This window comes from Pseudomonas sp. UBA6315, assembly GCF_002438125.1.
Lineage (GTDB): Bacteria > Pseudomonadota > Gammaproteobacteria > Pseudomonadales > Pseudomonadaceae > Aquipseudomonas > Aquipseudomonas faucium.
Genome location: NZ_DJTF01000191.1, coordinates 48,043 through 71,530, shown reverse-complemented (window position 1 = coordinate 71,530; position 23,488 = coordinate 48,043). Strand labels below are relative to the sequence as shown.

Below are 23,488 nucleotides of genomic sequence, written 5' to 3'. Positions count from 1 at the left end.
AGTCAAATGAATTTTCATTTATTCGGTAAAAAACTTTTACCGATGCGCTTCCTCGTTGCGGTACCCGGCGCCCTTGCCGGTACCCAGCCTCACGTTTCTCCCTTCCGTTACCCCTCTACAACCCGCCGTTTACGGTGTGCTTGTGCTCGAGCAGCGCCCTGGCCATGTCCATCATGTGCATCAGCGTCAAGATCAGCTCGCGCGTGCTGCCTTCCTGATGAATGGCGGTTTCGTGGGCCGTGGCGGCGGCGCAGCGCAGCAGGGTAACGGCGTGTTCCTGTGCCTGCTCGTTGCCGACCCCTTCATGCAGGGTCCAGATCTTGTTGTGCTCGCTGGGGCGGGTGGGGTTGGGGTTGAGGTAATAGTCGAGGGCGCGGCGGGCCGCTTCGCTGTCGAGATCTGTTACGTCGTTTTTCGTGGGTTTCATCCTGATACCTGCGCATGCCAATAGGGAAAAGCTTCTGGTCGAGTCTAATACTTAAGGTATTTAAAGGCATTTCGATAAATAATACTGAATGTTTATTGAGCGCCAGAAGGCAGTCCGTATCGTGCCAGCGATGAATATGGATAAATGGATTGCCCTCGTCCGTGACCGGATGGAGGAGCTCGATATCTCCCAGGAACAGCTCGCCGAACGTGTCGGGGTGTCCCAGGGCAGCGTGGGGCACTGGGTGAACAAGCGGCGCCAGCCCAAGGTCGATTCGATGAACCGGGTGTTCGTCGAGCTGGGCATGCCCCACTACCACGTCAGCCTGCAGCTGCGGGTACTTGGCCAGGTGGGCGAGGACAAGGGGCGCTATGTGGTCGATGAGGACGATGACGACATCGACCTGATGCAATACATCGTGTGCTTTCGCTACCCGCTGCGGGACTGGGATGCGCTGGCCGAAGCGGCGCCTGAAGAGGGCACGGTGTACGAGCAGACCGAGTACCTGGCCCAGGGCAAGGCATTCTGGCTGACCGTCGAGAATGACGCGATGAGTTCGGTCAGTGGCCGCAGCGTGCCCCAGGGCATGCGGATCCTGGTGGACCCTGGGCTTGAGGCCGAGCCCGGGCGCCTGGTGATTGCGCGCCAGCCTGGCAAGTCGGCGATCCTGCGCGAGTTGGCCGAAGAGGGTGGGCAGCGGTACCTGAAGGCGTTGAACAGCACCTATCCGGCGTTGGTATGTGAGCCGGGGTGCGAGTTTCTTGGGGTGGTCGTGCGGGTGCACGGGGTCTTTTGAAGATTCGTTGCTGGTAATGGCCTCATCGCCGGCAAGCCGGCTCCCACAAGGCCAGCGCTGTACCTGTGGGAGCCGGCTTGCCGGCGATGGGGCCGCAAAGCGGCCCCCTTTTCCGAATCACTCCACCAGTTCGACCAGCACCGTCCCTTCGCTGACCATATCCCCTTCCTGGCAGAACAGTGCCTTCACCGTCCCCGCCTGCGGCGCGCGGATGCTGTGCTCCATCTTCATCGCCTCCAGCACCACCAGCGCAGTCCCAGCCTCCACCACCTGCCCAGGCTCCACCAGCACCCGCACGATGCTGCCGTTCATCGGCGCACCCAGCCCGCCTTGCTGGCTGTGGCTGGCTTCGGCTTCGGCAATCGGGTCGAAGGCTTCGATGGCATGCACCTCGCCATCCCAGCGCAAATACAGCGTGCCGCCCCGGCGTACCGCCAGATGCCGGCGACGCACACCCCCCTGGTCCTGCCCAAGCTGCTCGCCCTCGAGCTGCCAGGCCGAGGCCGCGCTGCGTTCCAGCGCCACGGCCTGGCATTGGCCGCCGCTTTGCAGGTGCAGGCTGCTGCGCGCCGGCAAGCCCAGGCGCAAGCCACTGCGAGGTGCCCAGGGCGAGTGCCGGTCATCGGCACGCTCATGCGCCGCCTGGCCCTGCAGCCAGGCCTCGGCGGCGGCTTCCCAGAAGGTGGCGGGCAAGGCGCGCGGGGCTGGCAGCAGCACCTGCTGGTGACGCGGAATGAACCCGGTGTCCAGCTCGGCTGCGGCAAATGCCGGGTGCGCGAGGATGCGGCGCAGGAAGGCGATGTTGGTTTTCAGCCCGCCAATGGCGAACTCGTCGAGCATCGCCAGCAAGCGCAGGCGGGCCTGTTCGCGGTTCTCGCCCCAGGCGATCAGCTTGCCCAGCATCGGGTCGTAGAACGGCGACACCACATCCCCTTCGCTGACCCCACTGTCCACCCGGCGGCCTTCGCCCGGCGCCGACTCGCGGTACAGCGCCAGGGTGCCGGTGGCCGGCAGGAATTCGTTGGCCGGGTCTTCGGCATACAGGCGCACTTCGATGGCATGGCCAATCAGCGGCACCTGCGCCTGGGTGATCGGCAGCGCTTCGCCGCAGGCCACGCGGATCTGCCAGGCCACCAGGTCAAGGCCGGTGATGGCTTCGGTGACCGGGTGCTCCACTTGCAGGCGGGTGTTCATCTCCATGAAGAAGAATTCGCCACGGGCGTCGAGCAGAAATTCCACGGTGCCGGCGCCGACATAACCGATGGCCTGGGCGGCGCGCACCGCCGCCTCGCCCATGGCCTGGCGCAGCGCTGGGGAAAGGCCCGGGGCCGGGGCTTCCTCCACCACCTTCTGGTGGCGGCGCTGGATCGAGCAGTCGCGCTCGTTGAGGTACAGGCAGTTGCCGTGCTGGTCGGCGAACACCTGGATTTCCACGTGGCGCGGCTTGAGCACGTACTTTTCCACCAGCATGCGCGCGTCGCCGAACGACGCCTGCGCCTCACGCTGGGCCGAGGCCAGGGCGTCGGCCAGCTGGCTTTCTTCCTCGACCACTTTCATGCCCTTGCCGCCGCCACCGGCGCTGGCCTTGAGCAGCACCGGGTAGCCGATGCGCTCGGCGGCGGCGCGGAAGGTTTCCAGGTCCTGGGCTTCACCGTGATAACCCGGCACCAGCGGCACGCCGGCGGCTTCCATCAAAGCCTTGGCCGCCGACTTACTGCCCATCGCATCGATGGCGCTGGCCGGTGGGCCGAGGAAGATAAGCCCTGCCTCTTCGATGGCGCGGGCGAACCCTGCGTTCTCGGACAAGAAGCCATAGCCCGGGTGGATCGCCTGGGCGCCGCTGGCCTTGGCCGCGGCCAGCAGTTTCTCCACCACCAGGTAACTTTCGGCGGCCTTGGTGCCGCCCAGGTCGACACGGATATCGGCCTCGCGGCTGTGCCGTGCGTCACGGTCGGTGGCGCTGTGCACGGCCACGGTGGTCAGGCCCATGGCCTTGGCGGTGCGCATGACCCGGCAGGCGATTTCGCCGCGGTTGGCGACCAGCAGGGTGGTCAGGGTGGGGCGGCTCATGGGCGCGGCTCCTTCTTGTGCTCGGTTTGCCAGGCGGGGCGGCGTTTTTCCAGGAAGGCATTCAAGCCTTCCTGGCCTTCGGCGCTGACGCGGATGCGGGCGATGGTGTTTTCGCAGTAGCGGCGCAGGGCCGGGCTGAGTTCGCCGTCGTCCACTTCGCGCAGCAGGTCCTTGGTGGCGCGCAGGGCTTGCGGGCTGTTGAGCAGCAGGTTGTCGACCCAGGCCTCGACCTGCGCCTGCAGCTCGCCGGCCGGGTACACCTCGGCCAGCAGGCCCAGCTCGCGGGCACGCACCCCGCTGAAACGCTCGGCGGTCAGGGCGTAACGGCGCGCGGCGCGCTCGCCGATGGCCTTGACCACGAACGGGCTGATCACCGCCGGGGCCAGGCCGATGCGCACTTCCGACAGGCACAGCTGCGCATCGTCGGCGCCGATGGCCATGTCGCAGCAGCTGATCAGGCCCAGGGCGCCGCCAAAGGCCGCGCCTTGCACCACCGCCAGGGTCGGGGCCTTGAGGCGGTGCAGGGCGTACATCAGCTCGCCCAGCTCATGGGCGTCGTCCAGGTTGCGGTTGAAGTCCAGCTGCGCCGACTGCTGCATCCAGGCCAGGTCCGCGCCGGCGCTGAAGTGCCGGCCACGGCCGCGCAGCAGCAGGAAACGCAGCTCGGCGTCTTCGGCCAGCTGATCCAGGGCCTGAATCAGCTCGCCGATCATCTGCGCGTTGAAGGCGTTGTTCTTGTCCTCGCGGCTCAGCCACAGGGTGGCGAAACCACGGGGGTCGCGAGTCACTTCGATGGTGCTGAAATCGCTCATGGGTCACATCCGGAAAATGCCGAAGCGGCTCTGTTCGATCGGCGCGTTCAGCGCGGCGGACAACGCCAGGCCAAGTACGTCACGGGTTTGCGCCGGGTCGATGACGCCGTCGTCCCACAGCCTTGCGCTGGAGTAGTAGGGGTGGCCCTGGTGCTCGTACTGGTCGAGGATCGGCTGCTTGAGTTTCGCCTCGTCCTCGGCGCTGAAGGCCTGGCCGCTGCGTTCGCTCTGCTCGCGCTTGACCTGGGCCAGCACCCCGGCCGCCTGCTCGGCGCCCATCACGCCGATGCGTGCATTGGGCCACATCCACAAAAAGCGCGGGTCGTAGGCTCGGCCGCACATGCCATAGTTGCCGGCGCCGAAACTGCCGCCGATGATCACCGTGAACTTCGGCACCTGGGCGCAGGCCACCGCGGTCACCAGCTTGGCGCCGTGCTTGGCGATGCCGCCTTCCTCGTACTTCTTGCCGACCATGAAGCCGGTGATGTTCTGCAGGAACAGCAGCGGGATGCCGCGCTGGCAGGCCAGCTCGATGAAGTGCGCGCCTTTTTGCGCAGCCTCGGCGAAGAGGATGCCGTTGTTGGCCAGGATCGCCACCGGGTAGCCGTGCAGGTGGGCGAAGCCGCACACCAGGGTGGTGCCGAACAGGGCCTTGAACTCATCGAACAGCGAGCCGTCGACCAGGCGCGCGATCACTTCGCGCACATCGAATGGCTGCTTGGCATCGGCCGGCACCACGCCATACAGCTCGTCGGCCGCATACAGTGGCGCCACCGGTGCCAGGCGCTGCAGCTTGCCGAGCTTGTGCCAGTTGAGGTTGGCGACGCTGCGCCGGGCAATGGCCAGGGCGTGCTCGTCGTTGTCGGCGTAATGGTCGGCCACGCCGCTGGTGCGGCAATGCACGTCGGCGCCGCCGAGGTCTTCGGCGCTCACCACCTCGCCTGTGGCGGCCTTCACCAGAGGCGGGCCGGCGAGGAAGATGGTCGCCTGCTGGCGCACCATGATCGCCTCGTCGGCCATGGCCGGCACGTAGGCGCCACCGGCGGTGCACGAGCCCATCACCACGGCGATCTGCGGGATGCCCAGGGCGCTCATGTTGGCCTGGTTGAAGAAGATCCGCCCGAAGTGCTCGCGGTCCGGAAACACTTCGTCCTGGCGTGGCAGGTTGGCGCCGCCGGAGTCCACCAGGTAGATGCACGGCAGGCGGTTCTGCAGGGCGATGGTCTGCGCGCGCAGGTGCTTTTTCACCGTCAGCGGGTAGTAGGAGCCGCCTTTGACCGTGGCGTCGTTGGCCACGATCATGCATTCCACGCCTTCGACGCGGCCGATGCCGGCGATCACGCCCGCTGCCGGCACGTCTTCGCCGTACACCTCGTGGGCGGCCAACTGGCCGATTTCGAGGAACGGCGAGCCGGCATCGAGCAGGCGGTCGATGCGTTCGCGCGGCAGCAGCTTGCCGCGCGAGGTGTGCCGCTCCTGGGCCTTGGCCCCGCCGCCCTGGGCCACCTGGGCGAGCAGCCCGCGCAGGGCCTGGACTTGTTCGAGCATGGCCGCGCTGTTGCCGGCGAACTCTGCCGAACGCGGGTTGATCTGGGTGTGCAAGGTAGCCATGTGCGCCCGTCCCCTTGTGCTCAGCGGGTTTCGTTGAACAGTTCGCGGCCGATCAGCATCCGGCGGATTTCGCTGGTGCCGGCGCCGATTTCGTACAGCTTGGCGTCGCGCAGCAGGCGGCCAGCCGGGAATTCGTTGATGTAGCCGTTGCCGCCGAGAATCTGGATCGCTTCCAGGGCCATCTGGGTGGCGCGTTCGGCGGTGTACAGGATCACCCCGGCGGCGTCCTTGCGGGTGGTCTCGCCACGGTCGCAGGCCTGGGCCACGGCGTACAGGTAGGCGCGGCTGGCGTTGAGCTGGGTGTACATGTCGGCGATCTTGCCCTGGATCAGCTGGAACTCGCCGATGCTCTGGCCGAACTGCTTGCGGTCGTGAATGTAAGGCACCACCAGGTCCATGCAGCTTTGCATGATGCCGGTCGGGCCGCCGGAGAGCACCACGCGCTCGTAGTCCAGGCCGCTCATCAGGACCCGCACGCCGCCGTTGAGCTGGCCGAGGATGTTTTGTTCAGGCACCTCGACGCCGTCGAAGAACAGCTCGCAGGTGTTGGAGCCGCGCATGCCCAGCTTGTCGAACTTGTTGCTGCGGCTGAAGCCTTTCCAGTCGCGCTCGACGATGAACGCGGTGATGCCGTGCGCGCCCTTGTCCAGGTCGGTCTTGGCGTAAATCACGTAGGTGTTGGCGTCGGGGCCGTTGGTGATCCAGGTCTTGCTGCCGTTGAGCACGTAGTGGTCGCCGCGCTTTTCGGCGCGCAGTTTCATCGACACCACGTCGGAGCCGGCGTTGGGCTCGCTCATGGCCAGGGCGCCGATGTGCTCGCCGCTGATCAGCTTGGGCAGGTATTTGAGTTTCTGCTCGTGGGTGCCGTTGCGGTTGATCTGGTTGACGCACAGGTTGGAGTGGGCGCCATAGGACAGGGCCACCGACGCCGAGCCACGGCTGATTTCTTCCATCGTCACCACGTGGGCCAGGTAGCCCAGGCCGGCGCCGCCATATTCCTCGGGAACGGTGATGCCCAGCAGGCCCATGTCGCCGAACTTGCGCCACATGTCGGCGGGGAACAGGTTGTCGTGGTCGATCTGCGCGGCGCGTGGCGCCAGCTCGGCGGCGACGAAGCTGCGTACCTGGTCGCGGAGCATGTCGATGGTTTCGCCCAGGGCGAAGTTCAGGGAGGGGTAATGCATGTGGGCACCTTCTTGTTCTTGAAATTAGGAAACACCGTAGCTCAAGGGCTTTGCACCGCACCCCTTCGTGGGGCCGGTGTCGGCCGATAAGTGCAGTGCCGTTTTCACCTTTACGTTAACGTAAACCTGCCTTCAGTCAGTGTCAATCCGCTCATCACCTTTACGTAAACGTAAATCTGCGCCAGAGTAATTGGCGCTCGCTTCAGCCGTGCCCAGAACAACCACAAGAAGGGACACCCATGAGTCAACCCAGCTACACCCGCGGTCGTCAGGACCAACCCTTGCTGACCCTGACCATCGGTCAGGCCTTCGATGCCACCGTGGCCCGCCATGCCGAAGGCGAAGCGCTGGTGGTGCGCCACCAGGGCCTGCGCTACACCTGGCTGCAATTGGCCGAGCAGGTCGATATCCACGCCCGCGCGCTGATGGCCCTGGGGGTGGATACCGGCGATCGTGTCGGCATCTGGTCGCCCAACTGCGCCCAGTGGTGCATCCTGCAGCTGGCCAGCGCCAAGGTCGGCGCCATCCTGGTCAACATCAACCCGGCCTATCGCGTGGGCGAGCTGGAGTATGTGCTGCGCCAGTCCGGGTGCCGCTGGCTGGTGTGCGCCGACGCCTTCAAGACGTCCGATTACCATGCCATGGTCCAGCAGCTGGTGCCGGAGCTGGCCAGTGCCGGCGTCGGGGAGCTGGCCAGCGAAGGGCTGCCGGAGCTGCGTGGTGTGGTCAGCCTGGCGGCCAATCCGCCGCCTGGGTTTGTGCCTTGGCAGGCGCTGGCTGAGCGGGCAGGGCAGACGCCTGTCGAGGCCTATCAGGCGCGCCAGGCAACCCTGCAGTTCGACCAGCCGGTGAACATCCAGTACACCTCGGGCACCACCGGCGCGCCAAAAGGCGCCACGCTCAGCCACTACAACATCCTCAACAACGGCTTCATGGTCGGTGAAAGCCTGGGCCTGACCGCGCGCGACCGCATGGTGATCCCGGTGCCGCTGTACCACTGCTTCGGCATGGTCATGGCCAACCTCGGCTGCATCACCCACGGCAGCACCATGGTCTACCCCAACGATGCCTTCGATGCCGAGCTGACGCTCAAGGCCGTGGCCGAGGAGCGCGCCAGCATCCTCTATGGCGTGCCGACCATGTTCATCGCCATGCTCGACCACCCGTCACGCACCCAGCTCGACCTCTCGACCCTGCGCAGCGGCATCATGGCCGGCGCCACCTGCCCGATCGAGGTGATGCGCCGGGTGATCGACCAGATGCACATGGCCGAGGTGCAGATCGCCTATGGCATGACCGAAACCAGCCCGGTGTCGCTGCAGACCGCCCCGGACGACAACCTGGAACTGCGCGTGACCACCGTGGGCCGCACTCAGCCGCAGCTGGAAACCAAGTTGGTGGATGCCGACGGGCGCACGGTCCGGCGAGGCGAGATCGGCGAGCTGTGCACCCGGGGCTACAGCGTGATGCTTGGCTACTGGGACAACCTGCAGGCCACCCATGATGCCATCGACCCAGCCCGCTGGATGCACACCGGCGACCTGGCGGTGATGGACGAGCAGGGCTACGTGCGCATCGTTGGGCGCAACAAGGACATGATCATCCGCGGCGGCGAGAACATCTATCCGCGCGAGCTTGAAGAGTTCTTCCATACCCACCCGGCGGTGGCCGAGGCGCAGGTGGTGGGGATCCCGTGCAGCAAGTATGGCGAGGAGGTGGTGGCGTGGATTCGCCTGCACCCCGGACGCAGCGCCACGGCGGATGAACTGCAGCAATGGTGCAAGGCGCGGCTGGCGCATTTCAAGGCGCCGCGGCATTTCCGTTTTGTCGATGAGTTTCCGATGACGGTCACGGGGAAGGTGCAGAAATTTCGGATGCGCGAGATCAGCATCGAGGCGTTGAAGGCGTCACCGCCCGGCGGGTGACGACGGGCACCTGCTCCACCAGTTCCTAGCAGGAGGTGTGCGGGCGAACGGCGAACGCTTTTTCGATCGGGTATTGCAGGTCGATGAGGTCTGCACTATCGGCATCCAGCTCGCTCAGTTCGAAGGCAGGTCCTGTACCGAGCGTGCCGGGCTGCAATGAAGACAAGGCCAGTGATGGATGCGCGTCATTCGGGTTCGAGCAGCATCACCCATTTCTCGACAGTGTTGGCTTTTTCAGCTTCTTCGTCCGAGACTTCGATGCCGAACTCTTCCTCGACGGCGCGCATGAGTTCCTCCCAGTCTTGCTGCGTGAGTTGCAGATCCAGATAGAAGTCCTTGCCTTCAAGGGCAGTGTCTGGTTCGAGCGCTAATGCGTCCTTGGCGACTTTCAGAAATCGTTGCTTGGTGTCTGACATGTCAGCGTGCTCCTGTGACGGTACCTGGAAGCAATTTTTTAATATGTGCTGCCAGCGCCCACAACTGGCAGAAATGCTAGGTACGGCAGGTATTGGTCAGGAGATGGATGAGCCCATTCGTGGGCTCGTCGTGGCTTATTTGCTGGTTTTGAAATCGAGCGCCGCGCAGGCGGCGCTAGGTGGCACAGGCGCAATATGTTTAATGGCGAACCCACTTTACCGACAGCGGGTCTACCCTTAAGCCTTCACTGGTGGCTCCTGGCTCGGTGGGTCCCCCACCGTCGGCGGTACGGTCGGCTTGATCGGCAGCTCGTCCGGATCTTCTTCCGGCACGGGCGGCGGCAGGCTGGGGTCGTCGATGTTGGGGTCTGGTGTTTCCGGTGGAATGGGAATGTTCATGGCCTGACCTCGCAGGGGGAATGAATACGCGGTATAGGCTTAGATGCGTATCTGCGCCGGTTGCTCAATTTTTTGGGCCTAAAGATGTGGTTGCTACGCTACGGGTGCCTGAAACCAGGCCCGGCGATGGGAGCAGACTGATCAAGTCCTTTGCCTCAATGGCAGAAGCGGGCGAAAACGCGAAGTGTCATTGTCAATAAATGAACATGGCCCTTTCAAAATTAGTCAGTATCCTCTGCTGCTCCGTCAAAATAGCTTGAATTCCAGTGCGTGAAGAGAAATCGATGCTCGAGGATAAGAGTTCGCGAACATGGGGTCGTAACTGCTTGGAGGGGGATCGAAGTTGTGTGTTCAAAAAGTCCAGTACTGAAACTTGATCGCTGCTTAATCTCCAGTCGCGATTATACTCCTTAGGGGTGCCGCGCATTATCGCGTCATGATGGGCAATCGTTGCGTTTACTGAATTATCTGTTGCCCATGCCGTGATTGATGGTTTCGGTCGACTGGCGGCGCGGGGTTCAAGCGCCGTAAATATATCGCCTGGATCAAGGTGGCGCACAATATTTCTATACGCAACGTCAACGTGTTCTATTTTTTTTAGCAATTCAACGCCACACATGCGTGCGCGAGCGTCTTCTGTTATTGCTCGTCCTGCCAGTGATACGTTACGGCTTCGTGCGGCAATTTCAATGTTGGCTTTTTGTGAGTGTACATTGACAGTTTTTTTATTGGAAAATAAATTCTTTAAACGATTTTGGCCGCGAGGGTCTGTGTAGTTAACAGGATCTCCGATGCAATAGCAGTACGCATTCACACCCCCGCGTCCGAATGGACTAACGCTGTCGGATGAGACGAATCTCATTAACGTCGTGCTGTAAGAGCGATGGCCAATCCCCAAATGATAATAGTCAGTGAGAATGTCTCGAAGCTCGCCATTGAAACCCAGCCCACACGGCATCATGGCCTGCTGTGCCGCGTACCCATAAGGGCTATAGCTCATCACCTGTGTTGATTGAGGAAGATGTTCTTCGATGACGGACTTGGCAAAATCAGTCTTAAGCAGTTTTTGGGCTTCTCCCTCCGCTCCGCGATTAACTTCGCTCACTGGGTCTTGCATTCCGTATGAGAAATGCTGGCTGCCCGCGTCATGTTGAACGGTTGCAATTCGTGCAGCGTGATAAAAAAAACGACGAAAGACCATTTGATACCTCTCACGTAACTAACCATGTAGATGGTTTAATGCTATTTGTTTGTAACGAGCGGCACATAAGATTTTGTGGCAGTTTGGCGCTTCTCGATACTGGCAGAAATAATAGGTGCAGCCCCTTATACGGGCGATGGGTTTGGCTATCTTTAGATCTTCATCGTAGGTAGGGGCGGTCGGGTTCCTGAATCGCTTCTTCTGCCGGGGTAGCTTCAGTGTCTGCCTGCGCCGCTCACTCCATTATTTTGAACCCTCAGCATGGGCGGTGGTTCTCAATCCGTACCCCCGACACCAACAGGGAGCAAGGTCCGATGTCACGAAACGAGCCCTTCGAAAGCGTGCCCATGGCAAACGACCACCCGGACCAGGCCGTGAGCCTGTCCCAGGCGCTGCTCGCGCCGCGCATCGTGGTCGAGGACACCCAGCCGGTGCTCGATGGCGGCACCTTCGCCGCCAAGGCCATCAGCGGCCAGCCGGTGGCGGTCAGCAGCAAGGTCTACAGCGACGGCCACGACCGCCTGGCGGTGGTGCTCAACTGGCGCCAGGCCAACAGCCGGCGCTGGCACTGCGTGCCGATGCATTCGCCGGGCAATGACCTGTGGCTGGCCGAGTTCACCCCCCTGGAGCTGGGCCCGCACCTGTTCAGCATCGAAGCCTGGATCGACCCCTTCGCCACCTACTGCTACGACCTTGAGAAGAAGTACCACGCCGGTGTCGAGGTCAAGCTCGAACTGGAGGAGGGCAGGCTGTTGCTGGGCCAGGGCGCGGCGCGCAGCGAAGGGGTATTGCGCGAGGAGATCGAGGCCTTGCAGGCGCGCCTGCCGGGTTTGCCGGTGGACGAGCAGGTGGCGCTGCTGCTGGGCGGCGAGGCCACGCGCCTGATGGTCGAGGCCGAGCACCGCAGCTACCTGACCCGCAGCGTCGAGTTCCCGCTCGATGTCGACCGCCCGGCGGCGCAGTTCGCCAGCTGGTACGAGCTGTTCCCGCGCTCGATCACCGACAGCCCCGAGCGCCACGGGACCTTCAACGACGTGCACGAACGCCTGCCGATGATCCGCGACATGGGCTTCGACGTGCTGTACTTCCCGCCGATCCACCCGATCGGCACGCAGTTTCGCAAAGGCCGCAACAACGCCCTGCGCGCCGAGCCCGGCGACCCCGGCAGCCCCTACGCCATCGGCAGCGCCGAGGGTGGCCACGACGCCATCCACCCGCAGCTGGGCACTCGCGAAGATTTTCGCCGCCTGGTCGCCGCCGCGGCCGAACATGGCCTGGAAATCGCCCTGGACTTCGCCATCCAGTGCTCCCAGGACCACCCCTGGCTCAAGGAGCACCCCGGCTGGTTCAGCTGGCGCCCCGACGGCACCATTCGCTACGCCGAGAACCCGCCGAAAAAGTACCAGGACATCGTCAACGTCGACTTCTACGCCGCCGAGGCCGTGCCCTCGCTGTGGCTGGCGCTGCGCGATGTGGTGGTCGGCTGGGTCGAGGAGGGGGTCAAGACCTTCCGCGTCGACAACCCGCACACCAAGCCGCTGCCGTTCTGGCAATGGCTGATCGCCAATGTGCGCAGCCAGCACCCCGAGGTGATCTTCCTCGCCGAGGCCTTCACCAAGCCTGCGATGATGGCGCGCCTGGGCAAGGTCGGCTACGCCCAGAGCTACACCTACTTCACCTGGCGCAACACCAAGCAGGAGCTGCGCGAGTATTTCGAAGAGCTCAACCAACCGCCGTGGAGCCAATGCTACCGGCCGAACTTCTTCGTCAACACGCCCGACATCAACCCGTTCTTCCTGCACACCTCGGGCCGCGCCGGCTTTCTCATTCGCGCAGCCCTGGCGACCATGGGCTCGGGCCTGTGGGGCATGTACTCGGGCTTCGAACTGTGCGAAGCCACGCCGCTGCCGGGCAAGGAGGAGTACATGGACTCGGAGAAGTACGAGATCCGCCCGCGCGATTTCACCCAGCCCGGCAACATCATCGCCGAGATCGCCCAGCTCAACCGCATCCGCCGGCAGAACCGCGCCCTGCAGACGCACCTGGGGGTGGCGTTCTTCAACTGCTGGAACGACAACATCCTGTACTTCGCCAAGCGTACTCCCGAGCGCGACAACTTCATCCTGGTGGCGATCAGCCTCGACCCGCACAACGCCCAGGAGGCGAGCTTCGAGTTGCCACTGTGGGAGCTGGGGCTGGACGACAACGCCGACACCCTGGGCGAAGACCTGATGAACGGCCACCGCTGGACCTGGCACGGCAAGACCCAGTGGATGCGCATCGAGCCCTGGCACCAGCCGTTTGGCATCTGGCGTATCGAGAAGGCCAGGTAGGGGCCGCAGCGCGGCCCATCGCCGGCAAGCCGGCTCCCACACCCACCGAGGGGGCAGGCGCTATTCGTGAAATCTGCACAGAACCTGTGGGAGCCGGCTTGCCGGCGATGGGCTGCCAAGCAGCCCCGCAGAACACCAAGGAGTCGCACATGGCCAAGCGTTCCCGCCCGGCAGCCTTCATCGACGACCCGCTGTGGTACAAGGACGCCGTGATCTACCAGTTGCACGTCAAGTCGTTCTTCGACGCCAACAACGACGGCATCGGCGATTTCGCCGGCCTGATCAGTAAGCTCGACTACATCGCCGAGCTGGGCGTCAACACCCTCTGGCTGCTGCCGTTCTACCCCTCGCCGCGGCGTGACGACGGCTACGACATCGCCGAGTACAAGGCCGTGCACCCCGACTACGGCAGCATGGCCGACGCCCGGCGCTTCATCGCCGAGGCGCACAAGCGCGGCCTGCGGGTGATCACCGAGCTTGTCATCAACCACACTTCCGACCAGCACCCCTGGTTCCAGCGCGCGCGCCACGCCAAGCGCGGCAGCAAGCTGCGCAACTTCTACGTGTGGTCGGACGATGAGCAAAAATACGACGGCACGCGGATCATCTTCCTCGACAGCGAAAAGTCCAACTGGACCTGGGACCCGGTGGCCGGCCAGTACTTCTGGCACCGCTTCTACTCGCACCAGCCGGACCTCAACTTCGACAATCCGCAGGTGCTCAAGGCCGTCATCGGCGTGATGCGCTTCTGGCTCGACCTGGGCGTCGACGGCCTGCGCCTGGACGCCATCCCCTACCTGATCGAGCGCGATGGCACCAACAACGAGAACCTCCCCGAAACCCACCAGGTGCTCAAGGCGATCCGCGCCGAAATCGATGCCAACTACCCCGACCGCATGCTGCTGGCCGAGGCCAACCAGTGGCCCGAGGACACCCGCCCGTATTTCGGCGAAGGCGATGGCGACGAATGCCACATGGCCTTTCATTTCCCGCTGATGCCGCGCATGTACATGGCGCTGGCCATGGAAGACCGCTTCCCGATCACCGACATCCTGCGCCAGACCCCGGAAATCCCGGCTAACTGCCAGTGGGCGATCTTCCTGCGCAACCACGATGAGCTGACCCTGGAGATGGTCACCGACCGCGAGCGCGACTACCTCTGGAACTACTACGCCGAAGACCGCCGTGCGCGCATCAACCTGGGCATCCGCCGCCGCCTGGCGCCCTTGCTGCAACGCGACCGCCGGCGCATCGAGCTGCTCACCAGCCTGCTGCTGTCGATGCCCGGCACGCCGACGTTGTATTACGGCGACGAACTGGGCATGGGCGACAACATCTACCTGGGCGACCGCGACGGCGTGCGCACCCCCATGCAGTGGTCGCCGGACCGCAACGGCGGGTTCTCCAGGGCCGACCCGCAGCGCCTGGTGCTGCCGCCGATCATGGACCCGCTGTACGGCTTTCAGACCGTCAACGTCGAGGCCCAGTCCCACGACCCGCATTCGCTGCTGAACTGGAACCGCCGCCTGCTGGCGGTGCGCAACCAGCAGAAGGCCTTCGGCCGCGGCAGCCTGCGCACGCTCACCCCGAGCAACCGGCGCATCCTGGCTTACCTTCGCGAATACACCGACGCCCAGGGCAACAGCGAAACCCTGCTGTGCGTCGCCAACGTCTCGCGCGCGGCGCAGGCGGCGGAGCTGGAATTGTCACAGTACGCCGGCAAGGTGCCGGTGGAGATGCTCGGCGGCAGCGCCTTCCCGCCGATCGGCCAGCTGCCGTTCCTGCTCACCTTGCCGCCCTATGCCTTCTACTGGTTCCTGCTGGCCGAGCACGACCGCATGCCCAGCTGGCACGTCCAAGCCACCGAGGGGTTACCGGAATTGACCACATTGGTACTGCGCAAACGCATGGAAGAACTGCTCGAAGCGCCGTCGCGCGACACCCTCGAAGGCTCGGTGCTGGCGCAATACCTGCCCAAGCGCCGCTGGTTCGCCGGCAAGGAAGGCCCGATCGACCAGGTGCGCCTGCGTTACGGCGTGCGCTTTGGCACCGCCAGCACGCCGGTGCTGCTCAGCGAGATCGAGGTGCTCGGCGATGGCGTGGCCAACCAGTACCAGCTGCCGTTCGGCTTCCTGCCCGAAGAGCAGATCAACACCGCGCTGCCACAACAGTTGGCATTGTCGCGGGTACGCCGCGGCCGCCAGGTTGGCCTGATCACCGATGCCTTCGTCCTCGAGCCGTTCATCCGCGCCGTGCTGCGCGCCTGCCAGGATGGCCTGCGCCTGCCGTGCGGCAACGGCCAGGGCGAGCTGCGCTTTGCCTGCACCGAACAACTGGCCCGGCTGGCGCTCGATGAGCAAAGCCCGGTGCGCTACCTGAGCGCCGAGCAGTCCAACAGCTCGGTGGTGGTGGCCGATCGCCTGGTGCTCAAGCTGATCCGCCGGGTCAATGCCGGCATCCACCCGGAGCTGGAGATGAGCGCCTACCTCACCGCCGCCGGCTTTGCCAACATCTCGCCGCTGCTGGCCTGGGTCAGCCGCGTGGACGAAAGCGAGGCGCCGCACCTGTTGATGATCGCCCAGGGTTACCTGAGCAACCAAGGTGATGCCTGGGCCTGGACCCAGAACACCCTGGAGCGGGCCATCCGCGACGAGATGGAGCCGCCTAGCAGCGACCCCGACGCGCACACCGACGCCCTGGCCGAGCTCGGCGCCTTCGCCGGCTTGCTCGGCCAGCGCCTGGGCGAGATGCACCTGCTGCTGGCCGCGCCCAGCACGGACCCAGCCTTTGCGCCGCGCGCCAGCGATGCCCAGGACAGCGCCCGCTGGAGCACGCAGATCAACGCCGAACTGGCCCACGCGCTGGACCTGCTGGCCCAGCACCGCGAGCACCTCGACAGCGACAGCCAGGCCTTGGTCGACGACCTGCAGCAACAGCGCGAAGGCCTCGCCCAGCACATCGACGAGCTGGCCCATCAGGCCCAGGGCGGCCTGCTGATGCGGGTGCACGGCGACCTGCACCTGGGCCAGGTGCTGGTGGTGCAGGGCGATGCCTACCTGATCGACTTCGAGGGTGAGCCGTCGCGCCCGTTGCAGGAGCGCCGGGCCAAGCACAGCCCGTACAAGGATGTCAGCGGCGTGCTGCGATCCTTCGACTATGCTGCTGCGATGATCCTGCGCAGCGCCTCGGCGGTAGACCTCTCCGAGGCCGCGCGGCAGGCTCGTCAGCGGGTCGCCCGGCAGTACCTGCACCAGTCGCGCCACGCCTTCGTCGAAGCCTATGGCCTGGCCACCGCGGCCATGCCCCATGCCTGGCAACAGGCCGAGGGCGAGCGCGCCGCGCTGGAGTTGTTCTGCCTGGAAAAGGCCGCCTACGAGATTACCTATGAAGCCGAGAACCGGCCTAGTTGGCTGGCCGTGCCTTTGCATGGCCTGCATGGATTGATCAGTACCTGGGGAGAGTCATAGATGAATGCAAGCACGCGTGACAACGGTGGCCTTCGGCAGCGGGAGCTCGATGCCCTTGCCCGCGCCGAGCACGCCGATCCGTTCGCAGTACTGGGCCCCCATGGCGATGGCGCCGGCGGCAGTTGGGTACGGGCCTTCCTGCCGGGTGCCCTGAGCGCGCAGGTGCTCGCCCGGGATGACGGGCGGGTGCTGGCCGAAATGGTGCAGGGCAGCCTGCCCGGGCTGTTCACCGCGCACCTGGACCAGGCGCAGGCGTATCGGCTGCAGATCGTCTGGGCCGGTGGCGAGCAGGTCACCGAAGACCCTTACAGCTTCGGCCCGCAACTGGGCGACATGGACCTCTACCTGTTCGCCGAAGGCAACCACCGCGACCTGTCCGGGCGCTTTGGTGCGCAGCCGACCCAGGTCGATGGCGTCGATGGCGTGTGCTTCTCGGTGTGGGCGCCGAATGCGCGGCGGGTGTCGGTGGTGGGCGATTTCAACAACTGGGACGGGCGCCGCCACCCCATGCGCCTGCGCCACAGCGCCGGGGTCTGGGAGCTGTTCATTCCGCGCCTGGGCGTGGGTGAAACCTACAAGTACGAAGTGCTGGGCAAGGACGGCATCCTGCCGCTCAAGGCCGACCCGCTGGCCCGCGCCACCGAGTTGCCGCCCAGCACGGCGTCGAAGGTGGCAGGCACCTTGAGCCACCAATGGCATGACCACGACTGGATGGAGCACCGCGCCCAGCGCCATGCCTACAGTGCGCCGCTGTCGATCTACGAGCTGCATCCTGGCTCCTGGCAGTGCGAGCTGGACGATGTGGGCGAAGTGTCGCGCTTCTACAACTGGCGTGAGCTGGCCGAGCGCCTGGTGCCCTATGTGCAGCAGCTCAACTTCACCCACATCGAGCTGCTGCCGATCATGGAGCACCCGTTCGGCGGCTCCTGGGGCTACCAGCCGCTGTCGATGTTCGCGCCGACCTCGCGCTATGGCAGCCCGGAAGATTTCGCGGCGTTCATCGACGCCTGCCACCAGGGCGGCATCGGCGTGATCCTGGACTGGGTGCCGGCGCATTTCCCCACCGACGAACACGGCCTGGCGCGCTTCGATGGCACCGCGCTGTACGAGTACGACAACCCGCTCGAGGGCTTCCACCAGGACTGGAACACGTTGATTTACAACCTGGGCCGCAATGAGGTGCGCGGCTTCATGCTGGCCTCGGCGCTGCACTGGCTCAAGCACTTCCACATCGACGGCCTGCGGGTCGATGCGGTGGCCTCGATGCTGTATCGCGACTATTCGCGCAAGGCCGGGGAGTGGGTGCCCAACCGCCATGGCGGGCGCGAGAACCTCGAAGCCATCGACTTCATCCGCCACCTCAATGGCGTGGCGGCCGTCGAGGCCCCGGGTGCGTTGATCATCGCCGAGGAATCCACGGCCTGGCCGGGCGTCAGCCAGCCGACCCAGCAGGGCGGCCTGGGCTTTGCCTACAAATGGAACATGGGCTGGATGCACGACACCCTGCACTACATCCAGAACGACCCGGTGCACCGCGCCCACCACCACAACGAAATGAGCTTCGGCCTGATCTACGCCTACTCCGAGCACTTCATCCTGCCGATCTCCCACGACGAGGTGGTGCACGGCAAGCACTCGCTGATCGACAAGATGCCCGGCGACCGCTGGCAGAAGTTCGCCAACCTGCGTGCCTACCTGACCTTCATGTGGACGCACCCAGGCAAGAAGCTGCTGTTCATGGGCTGCGAGTTCGGCCAGTGGCGCGAGTGGAACCACGACCACCAGCTGGACTGGTACTTGCTGCAGTACCCCGAGCACCAGGGCGTGCAGCGCCTGGTCGGGGACCTCAACCGGCTGTACCGAGACCTGCCGGCGTTACACGAGCAGGACTGCCAGCCCCAGGGTTTCCAGTGGCTGATCGGCGATGACGCGCACAACAGCGTGTTTGCCTGGCTGCGTTGGAGCAGCCAGGGCGAGCCGTTGCTGGTGGTGGCCAACTTCACTCCGGTGCCGCGCGAGGGGTATCGGATTGGCGTGCCGTTCGGCGAGCGCTGGCAGGAGCTGCTCAACAGCGATGCCGAGCTGTATGCGGGGTCGAATGTGGGCAACCTGGGGGCGGTGGAGAGTGACGAGGTCGCCAGCCATGGGCAGCCACTGTCGCTGGCCTTGAACCTGCCGCCGCTGGGGGTGCTGGTGATGAAGCCGGCTTGATTGGCTGCCTGTGCTGGCCCTATCGCCGGCAAGTCGGCTCCCACAGATATCCCAGGGCTGCTGGGGACCCTGTGGGAGCCGGCTTGCCGGCGATAGGGCCGCAACGGCCTACCAGCGCATCCGCACCCCGAGGCTGCCAATCAACCCGTTCAGGTCATTGTCATCCACATCGCTGCTGTAGTCGGCACTGACGAACAGCGCCACCGAAGGCGTCACCCGCGCCACCAGCCCCAACCCCAGTTCCACCGTGGTCGAGTACCGCGAGCTGGAGATCTTGTCCACCTGGTCCAGCTTGACCTCGTCGGCATTGCTGAAGTCGTACCACACGTTGGTTCGCACATAGGGCTCGATCGGCATGCCCTTGACCTCGTAGCGCCCGGACAACTTGGCGCCGACCCGGCCGCTCCAGGTCGGTTGGCTGTCGAAGGCCTGCAAGGTCTGCGCCTGCACCTGGTTGCCGGGGAAGAACTGCTGGTTGATCAACTGCGCCTGCGGCTCGACTACCCAGCCGCCGCCCAGGCTGATGGGGAACCCACCCTCCACGGAAAAGGTCATGGCATGGCCGCTGTCATCCAGGCGCTGGCCGTTGTCGCCGCGGCCCAGCACGTCGATGCGCGAACCCATGGCCACGGCATCCAGGTGCCAACCCTGGGCGTGGGTCATGCTCCAGTACACGCCCAGGCTCTCGCCGCTGAGGTTGACCGCATTGCGCTGCTTGTCGCCGAGCAGTGGGCGGGTGCCGTTCAGGCTGCTTTGCAGGTTGTTGTGGCCAACGAAGATCCCCGCCCGGTGCACGTTGCCGTCGGCGGTTTCACGCACGAACAGGTCCGGGCCGATCATCAGCTGCTGGCTGGGCGCTTCGAGCTGCTCTGGCGGTTGCGCGCCGGGCCGCGAGGTGGTGGGGAAGAACTGGCTCCAGGGGCTGGCCATCAGCATGGGAGCCACCAGGGCATGGCGCTCGCTCATCTGCTCGCCGAAGGCTGCCAGCGTGCCCAGGCTCAGGCCGCTGGCGCTGACCGGGTCGAGCGACAGTTGCTGGGGCTGCGCCGGCTGCTGCAGGAAGCCCGGGGACATGGGGTCGTCCTGCAGGTCGAAGGCGAAGGTTTCCACCGGGGTTGCCAGAAGCATCGACGTGGAAACCGCGTAGAAAATACGATCGAAGCGCAACGAGTTCGAGGTTCTTTTCATGGCGGATATCCTCTGGTTTCTTGTTGTACAGCCCAAGCACCTGGCCGGTTGTCACGAGCTGTACGGCAAGAACAGTGGACGAACCAAACCCTCGCGCCCGCTTTCGCGAGCACGCAGGAAGGCGCGAGCTAGAGGCCCGGCGCACGTTTTCAACGACTAGGTAATAGTTCAGCTAAGGTGAGGCGGGGGGCTGCGTCAAGAATGTGTTAAGCCATTGTCGAGGTTCTGTGAAAGGCATCAACGCATTGATTTTCGGGGTAAATGAGAGGGGGATAGTGGGGTTCGTTATTTGCCGCTGCGTGGCTATGCCGAATGATTGCTACAACCTGACTTCCACGGCAAGTGGCAGGTGATCGGAAAGGTGCGTCCAAGGCTTGTGGCTGAGGATTTTCGGTGCGTGGCTTTCGGCATTGCGCAGGTAGATGCGGTCCAGGGCCAGTAAAGGCAGGCGCGCCGGATACGTGCGCGCAAGCATGCCATGGTGGCGTTCGAACGCTTCGTGTAGGTCGCGCTGCTGGCGCAGGGTGCGGTTGCCGCGCAGTTTCCAGTCGTTGAAATCGCCGGCGATGATCACCGGGGCGCCTTCGGGCAGGCCGTCGAGCAGTTTGCGCAGCAGCTGCAATTGCTGCTGGCGGTGGCTCTCCAGCAGCGACAGGTGCACGCAGATGGCATGTACCTGGTGCTGGCCGGGTACGTCGAGGATGCAGTGCAACAGGCCGCGGCGCTCGGGGCCGGTGATCGACACGTCGAGGTTGCGGTGCTCGATGATCGGGTATTTGGACAACAGCGCGTTGCCGTGGTGGCCATCGGGGTACACGGCGTTGCGCCCGTAGGCGAAGTCGCTCCACATGCTGTCGGCAAGAAACTCGTACTGCGAGGTCTGCGGCCAGCCTGGGTAGCGCGCGGCATGGCGGTCGTGGCTGCCGAGCACTTCCTGGAGAAACACCAGGTCGGCCTGGGTGCTGCGCACCGCCTCGCGCAGTTCAGGCAGGATGAAGCGCCGGTTGAAGGCCGTGAACCCCTTGTGCGTATTCACCGTCAGCACCCGCAGCCGCTGCACGGCTGGGGCCTGGTCGACGCTGGCGAAACCTGGACGACCGGTTTCGGGGTTCACGGTGCCTCCTTGATGGTAGCTGGGGCTGCTGGCCCTATCGCCGGCAAGCCGGCTCCCACAAAGTCTTGGGACAGGCCCAGGCCGTCCCGGTTCAGTCTTCCTCGTGCTGCAACACCATCAGCAGGAACGAGCGCCCCTTGACCTCGAAGGTGCTGTCGAACTGCAGGTGCTGGGGTTTGCGCATCTCCGGCCGGTCGGTGTCGACCAGGCAGCTCCAGTACTCGCCCTCGGGCACGGTCGGCAACTGGAACGGCACCACATCATGGTGCGCGTTGACGATCAGCAGCATGGTCGCCTCCGACCCCGGCCGGGCAATGCCGCTGACCTGCGCGCGCCCGTCGATGAGCATGCCCAGGCAACGCCCGTGCGGGTCTTCCCATTGCTCCACGGTCATCTCGCTGCCATCGGGGGCCAGCCAGGTGACGTCCTTGACCCCGATCGCCTCGTTGTAGTCGCCGACCAGAAAACGCGAGCGGCGCAGCACTGGGTAGGCCAGGCGCAGGCGGGTCAGGCGCTTGACGAAGGCCAGCAGCTCCTTGCCGTTGTCATCCAGGTCCCAGTTGATCCAGCCGATCTCGCTGTCCTGGCAGTAGGCATTGTTGTTGCCATGCTGGGTGCGGCTGAACTCGTCGCCGGCGACGATCATCGGCGTGCCCTGGGCCAGCAGCAGGGTGGCGAAGTAGTTGCGCATCTGGCGCATGCGCAGGGCGTTGATCTCGGGGTCGTCGGTGGGGCCTTCGACGCCGCAGTTCCACGACAGGTTGTTGTCGGTGCCGTCCTGGTTGTTCTCGTCGTTGTCCTCGTTGTGCTTGCTGTTGTACGACACCAGGTCGCGCAGGGTGAAGCCATCGTGGGCGGTGACGAAGTTGACCGAGGCGTAGGGGCGCCGGCCGCGGTTGTTGAACATGTCGCCCGAGGCGGTCATGCGCGAGGCGAAGTCGGCCAGCTGGCCTTCGTCGCCTTTCCAGAAGGCGCGCACGGTGTCGCGGAAGCGGTCGTTCCATTCCGCCCAGCCTGGGGCGAAATTCCCCACCTGGTAGCCGCCCGGGCCGCAGTCCCAGGGCTCGGCGATCAGCTTGACCTGGCTGAGCATCGGGTCCTGGCGGCAGGCGACGAGAAAGCCGTGGCGCTCGCTGTAGCCGTCGTGGTAGCGGCCCAGAATGGTTGCCAGGTCGAAGCGGAAACCGTCCACGTGCATTTCGCCGGCCCAGTAGCGCAGCGAGTCGGTGACCAGCTGCAGCACGCACGGGTGGCTCAGGTCCAGGGTGTTGCCGGTGCCCGAATCGTTGATGTAGAAGCGCTTGTCGTCGGGCATCAGGCGGTAGTAGGAGGCGTTGTCGATACCGCGCATCGACAGGGTCGGACCACGCTCGTTGCCTTCGGCGGTGTGGTTGTAGACCACATCCAGAATCACCTCCAGCCCGGCGTCGTGCAGGTGCGCGACCATCTCCTTGAACTCGGCGATCTTGCCGCTGGCCAAGTAGCGCGGGTGCGGCGCGAAGAAGGCGATGCTGTTGTAGCCCCAGTAGTTGTTCAGGCCCTTGTCGAGCAGGTGCTGGTCGTTGACGAAGGCATGGATCGGCAGTAGCTCGATGCTCGACACGCCCAGGTCCTTGATGTGCTTGAGCAGCTCGTCGTTGGCAAGGCCGGCGAAGGTGCCGCGCAGCTCCTCTGGAACCGCCGGGTGGCGCATGCTGATGCCACGGGCATGGGCCTCGTAGAGGATGGTGCGCTCCCAGGGGATCTGCACGCGTTGGTCGCGGCCCCAGGTGAAGGCCGGGTCGATCACCTTGCACTTGGGCACGAAGGGCGCGCTGTCGCGTTCATCGAACGACAGGTCGCCGTCGGGGTGGCCGATGGTGTAGCCAAACAGCGCCTCGGACCATTTCAGGCTGCCGACCAGCTGCTTGGCGTAGGGGTCGATCAGCAGTTTGTTGGGGTTGAAGCGGTGGCCGTTCTGCGGCTCGTAGGGGCCGTGCACGCGGTAGCCGTAGATCTGCCCCGGGTGGGCGTCGGGCAGGTAGCCGTGGTAGATCTCGTCGGTGTATTCGGGCAGCTCGATGCGCTCGATTTCATGCTCGCCGGTGTCGTCGAACAGGCACAGTTCGACCTTGGTGGCGTTGGCCGAGAACAGGGCGAAGTTGACACCCAGGCCGTCCCAGGTGGCGCCGAGGGGGAAGGGCATGCCTTCGCGGATGCGCGACGGGGCGACGGAGCGGGTTTTCTTCGGGGTGCGGGGGCTCATGGCAGTCCTCGATTGGCCGGGGGGAGTGGGGTGTCAGTGAGGGCCCCATCGCCGGCAAGCCGGCTCCCACAAGCAGGCAGCATTGTTGC

The 23,488-nt window shown here is 64.7% G+C and carries 16 protein-coding genes; 5 read left to right on the top strand and 11 right to left on the bottom strand.

Features of this window, described 5'->3' with window-relative positions; all coding sequences use genetic code 11:
- Positions 1-115: 115 nt before the first annotated feature.
- On the bottom strand, positions 116-427 hold the full coding sequence (locus B3E94_RS23420) for a DUF6124 family protein (protein WP_286915415.1): 312 nt from the start codon (positions 425-427) through the stop codon (positions 116-118).
- A gap of 88 nt (positions 428-515) precedes the next feature.
- Here B3E94_RS23420 and B3E94_RS23415 point away from each other — a divergent pair, with 88 nt between their 5' ends.
- Positions 516-1,223, top strand: a complete 708-nt coding sequence (locus tag B3E94_RS23415; RefSeq protein ID WP_286915413.1) for a LexA family transcriptional regulator — start codon at positions 516-518, stop codon at positions 1,221-1,223.
- 117 nt (positions 1,224-1,340) lie between these two features.
- On the opposite strand, the gene B3E94_RS23410 is transcribed toward B3E94_RS23415, so the two are convergent.
- The 4 genes from B3E94_RS23410 to B3E94_RS23395 are packed head-to-tail and all read right to left on the bottom strand — an operon-like array spanning position 1,341 to position 6,900.
- Positions 1,341-3,293, bottom strand: coding sequence for an acetyl/propionyl/methylcrotonyl-CoA carboxylase subunit alpha (locus B3E94_RS23410; RefSeq protein ID WP_286915411.1), 1,953 nt, complete (start codon positions 3,291-3,293; stop codon positions 1,341-1,343).
- Positions 3,290-4,105, bottom strand: coding sequence for a gamma-carboxygeranoyl-CoA hydratase (locus tag B3E94_RS23405; RefSeq protein WP_176515649.1), 816 nt, complete (start codon positions 4,103-4,105; stop codon positions 3,290-3,292). Before B3E94_RS23405 ends, B3E94_RS23410 begins: the two co-directional genes overlap by 4 nt.
- A 3-nt stretch (positions 4,106-4,108) precedes the next feature.
- A complete protein-coding gene (locus tag B3E94_RS23400; protein WP_236235489.1) occupies positions 4,109-5,716 on the bottom strand; it encodes a carboxyl transferase domain-containing protein in 1,608 nt (535 codons plus the stop codon).
- A gap of 20 nt (positions 5,717-5,736) precedes the next feature.
- Positions 5,737-6,900, bottom strand: a complete 1,164-nt coding sequence (locus tag B3E94_RS23395; protein ID WP_286915409.1) for an isovaleryl-CoA dehydrogenase — start codon at positions 6,898-6,900, stop codon at positions 5,737-5,739.
- A 239-nt stretch (positions 6,901-7,139) separates the two neighbouring features.
- On the opposite strand from B3E94_RS23395, the gene B3E94_RS23390 reads away from it, so the two are divergent.
- Positions 7,140-8,825, top strand: a complete 1,686-nt coding sequence (locus B3E94_RS23390) for an AMP-binding protein (RefSeq protein WP_286915408.1) — start codon at positions 7,140-7,142, stop codon at positions 8,823-8,825.
- 185 nt (positions 8,826-9,010) lie between these two features.
- Here the strand turns inward: B3E94_RS23390 and B3E94_RS23385 are convergent, their stop codons facing one another.
- From B3E94_RS23385 to B3E94_RS23375, 3 genes are all read right to left on the bottom strand, one after another.
- On the bottom strand, positions 9,011-9,241 hold the full coding sequence (locus B3E94_RS23385) for an acyl carrier protein (protein ID WP_286915406.1): 231 nt from the start codon (positions 9,239-9,241) through the stop codon (positions 9,011-9,013).
- A 237-nt stretch (positions 9,242-9,478) separates the two neighbouring features.
- Positions 9,479-9,640, bottom strand: a complete 162-nt coding sequence (locus tag B3E94_RS23380; RefSeq protein ID WP_003251307.1) for a hypothetical protein — start codon at positions 9,638-9,640, stop codon at positions 9,479-9,481.
- 193 nt (positions 9,641-9,833) lie between these two features.
- Positions 9,834-10,841, bottom strand: a complete 1,008-nt coding sequence (locus B3E94_RS23375; RefSeq protein ID WP_286915404.1) for an RHS repeat-associated core domain-containing protein — start codon at positions 10,839-10,841, stop codon at positions 9,834-9,836.
- A 314-nt stretch (positions 10,842-11,155) separates the two neighbouring features.
- Between B3E94_RS23375 and B3E94_RS23370 the strand changes: the two genes are divergently transcribed.
- The 3 genes from B3E94_RS23370 (at position 11,156) to glgB (ending at position 18,852) form a co-directional block, all read left to right on the top strand.
- Positions 11,156-13,174 (top strand): alpha-1,4-glucan--maltose-1-phosphate maltosyltransferase, encoded by a 2,019-nt coding sequence (locus B3E94_RS23370; protein WP_286915403.1) that lies wholly within the window; start codon positions 11,156-11,158, stop codon positions 13,172-13,174.
- Between the two features lie 149 nt (positions 13,175-13,323).
- A complete protein-coding gene (gene treS, locus B3E94_RS23365) occupies positions 13,324-16,641 on the top strand; it encodes a maltose alpha-D-glucosyltransferase (protein WP_286915402.1) in 3,318 nt (1,105 codons plus the stop codon).
- Positions 16,642-18,852 (top strand): 1,4-alpha-glucan branching protein GlgB, encoded by a 2,211-nt coding sequence (gene glgB, locus B3E94_RS23360; RefSeq protein ID WP_176517989.1) that lies wholly within the window; start codon positions 16,642-16,644, stop codon positions 18,850-18,852. It abuts the gene before it with no gap.
- Between the two features lie 108 nt (positions 18,853-18,960).
- On the opposite strand, the gene B3E94_RS23355 is transcribed toward glgB, so the two are convergent.
- The 3 genes from B3E94_RS23355 to glgX all read right to left on the bottom strand — a co-directional run bounded on the left by B3E94_RS23355 (position 18,961) and on the right by glgX (position 23,399).
- Positions 18,961-20,040, bottom strand: a complete 1,080-nt coding sequence (locus B3E94_RS23355) for an autotransporter domain-containing protein (RefSeq protein ID WP_286915401.1) — start codon at positions 20,038-20,040, stop codon at positions 18,961-18,963.
- Positions 20,041-20,359: 319 nt separating this feature from the next.
- Positions 20,360-21,154 carry an endonuclease/exonuclease/phosphatase family protein gene (locus tag B3E94_RS23350; protein WP_286915400.1) on the bottom strand — a complete coding sequence of 265 codons (795 nt, stop codon included), beginning with the start codon at positions 21,152-21,154 and terminating at the stop codon, positions 20,360-20,362.
- A 91-nt stretch (positions 21,155-21,245) separates the two neighbouring features.
- Positions 21,246-23,399 (bottom strand): glycogen debranching protein GlgX, encoded by a 2,154-nt coding sequence (glgX, locus tag B3E94_RS23345; RefSeq protein WP_176517986.1) that lies wholly within the window; start codon positions 23,397-23,399, stop codon positions 21,246-21,248.
- Positions 23,400-23,488: the final 89 nt, after the last annotated feature.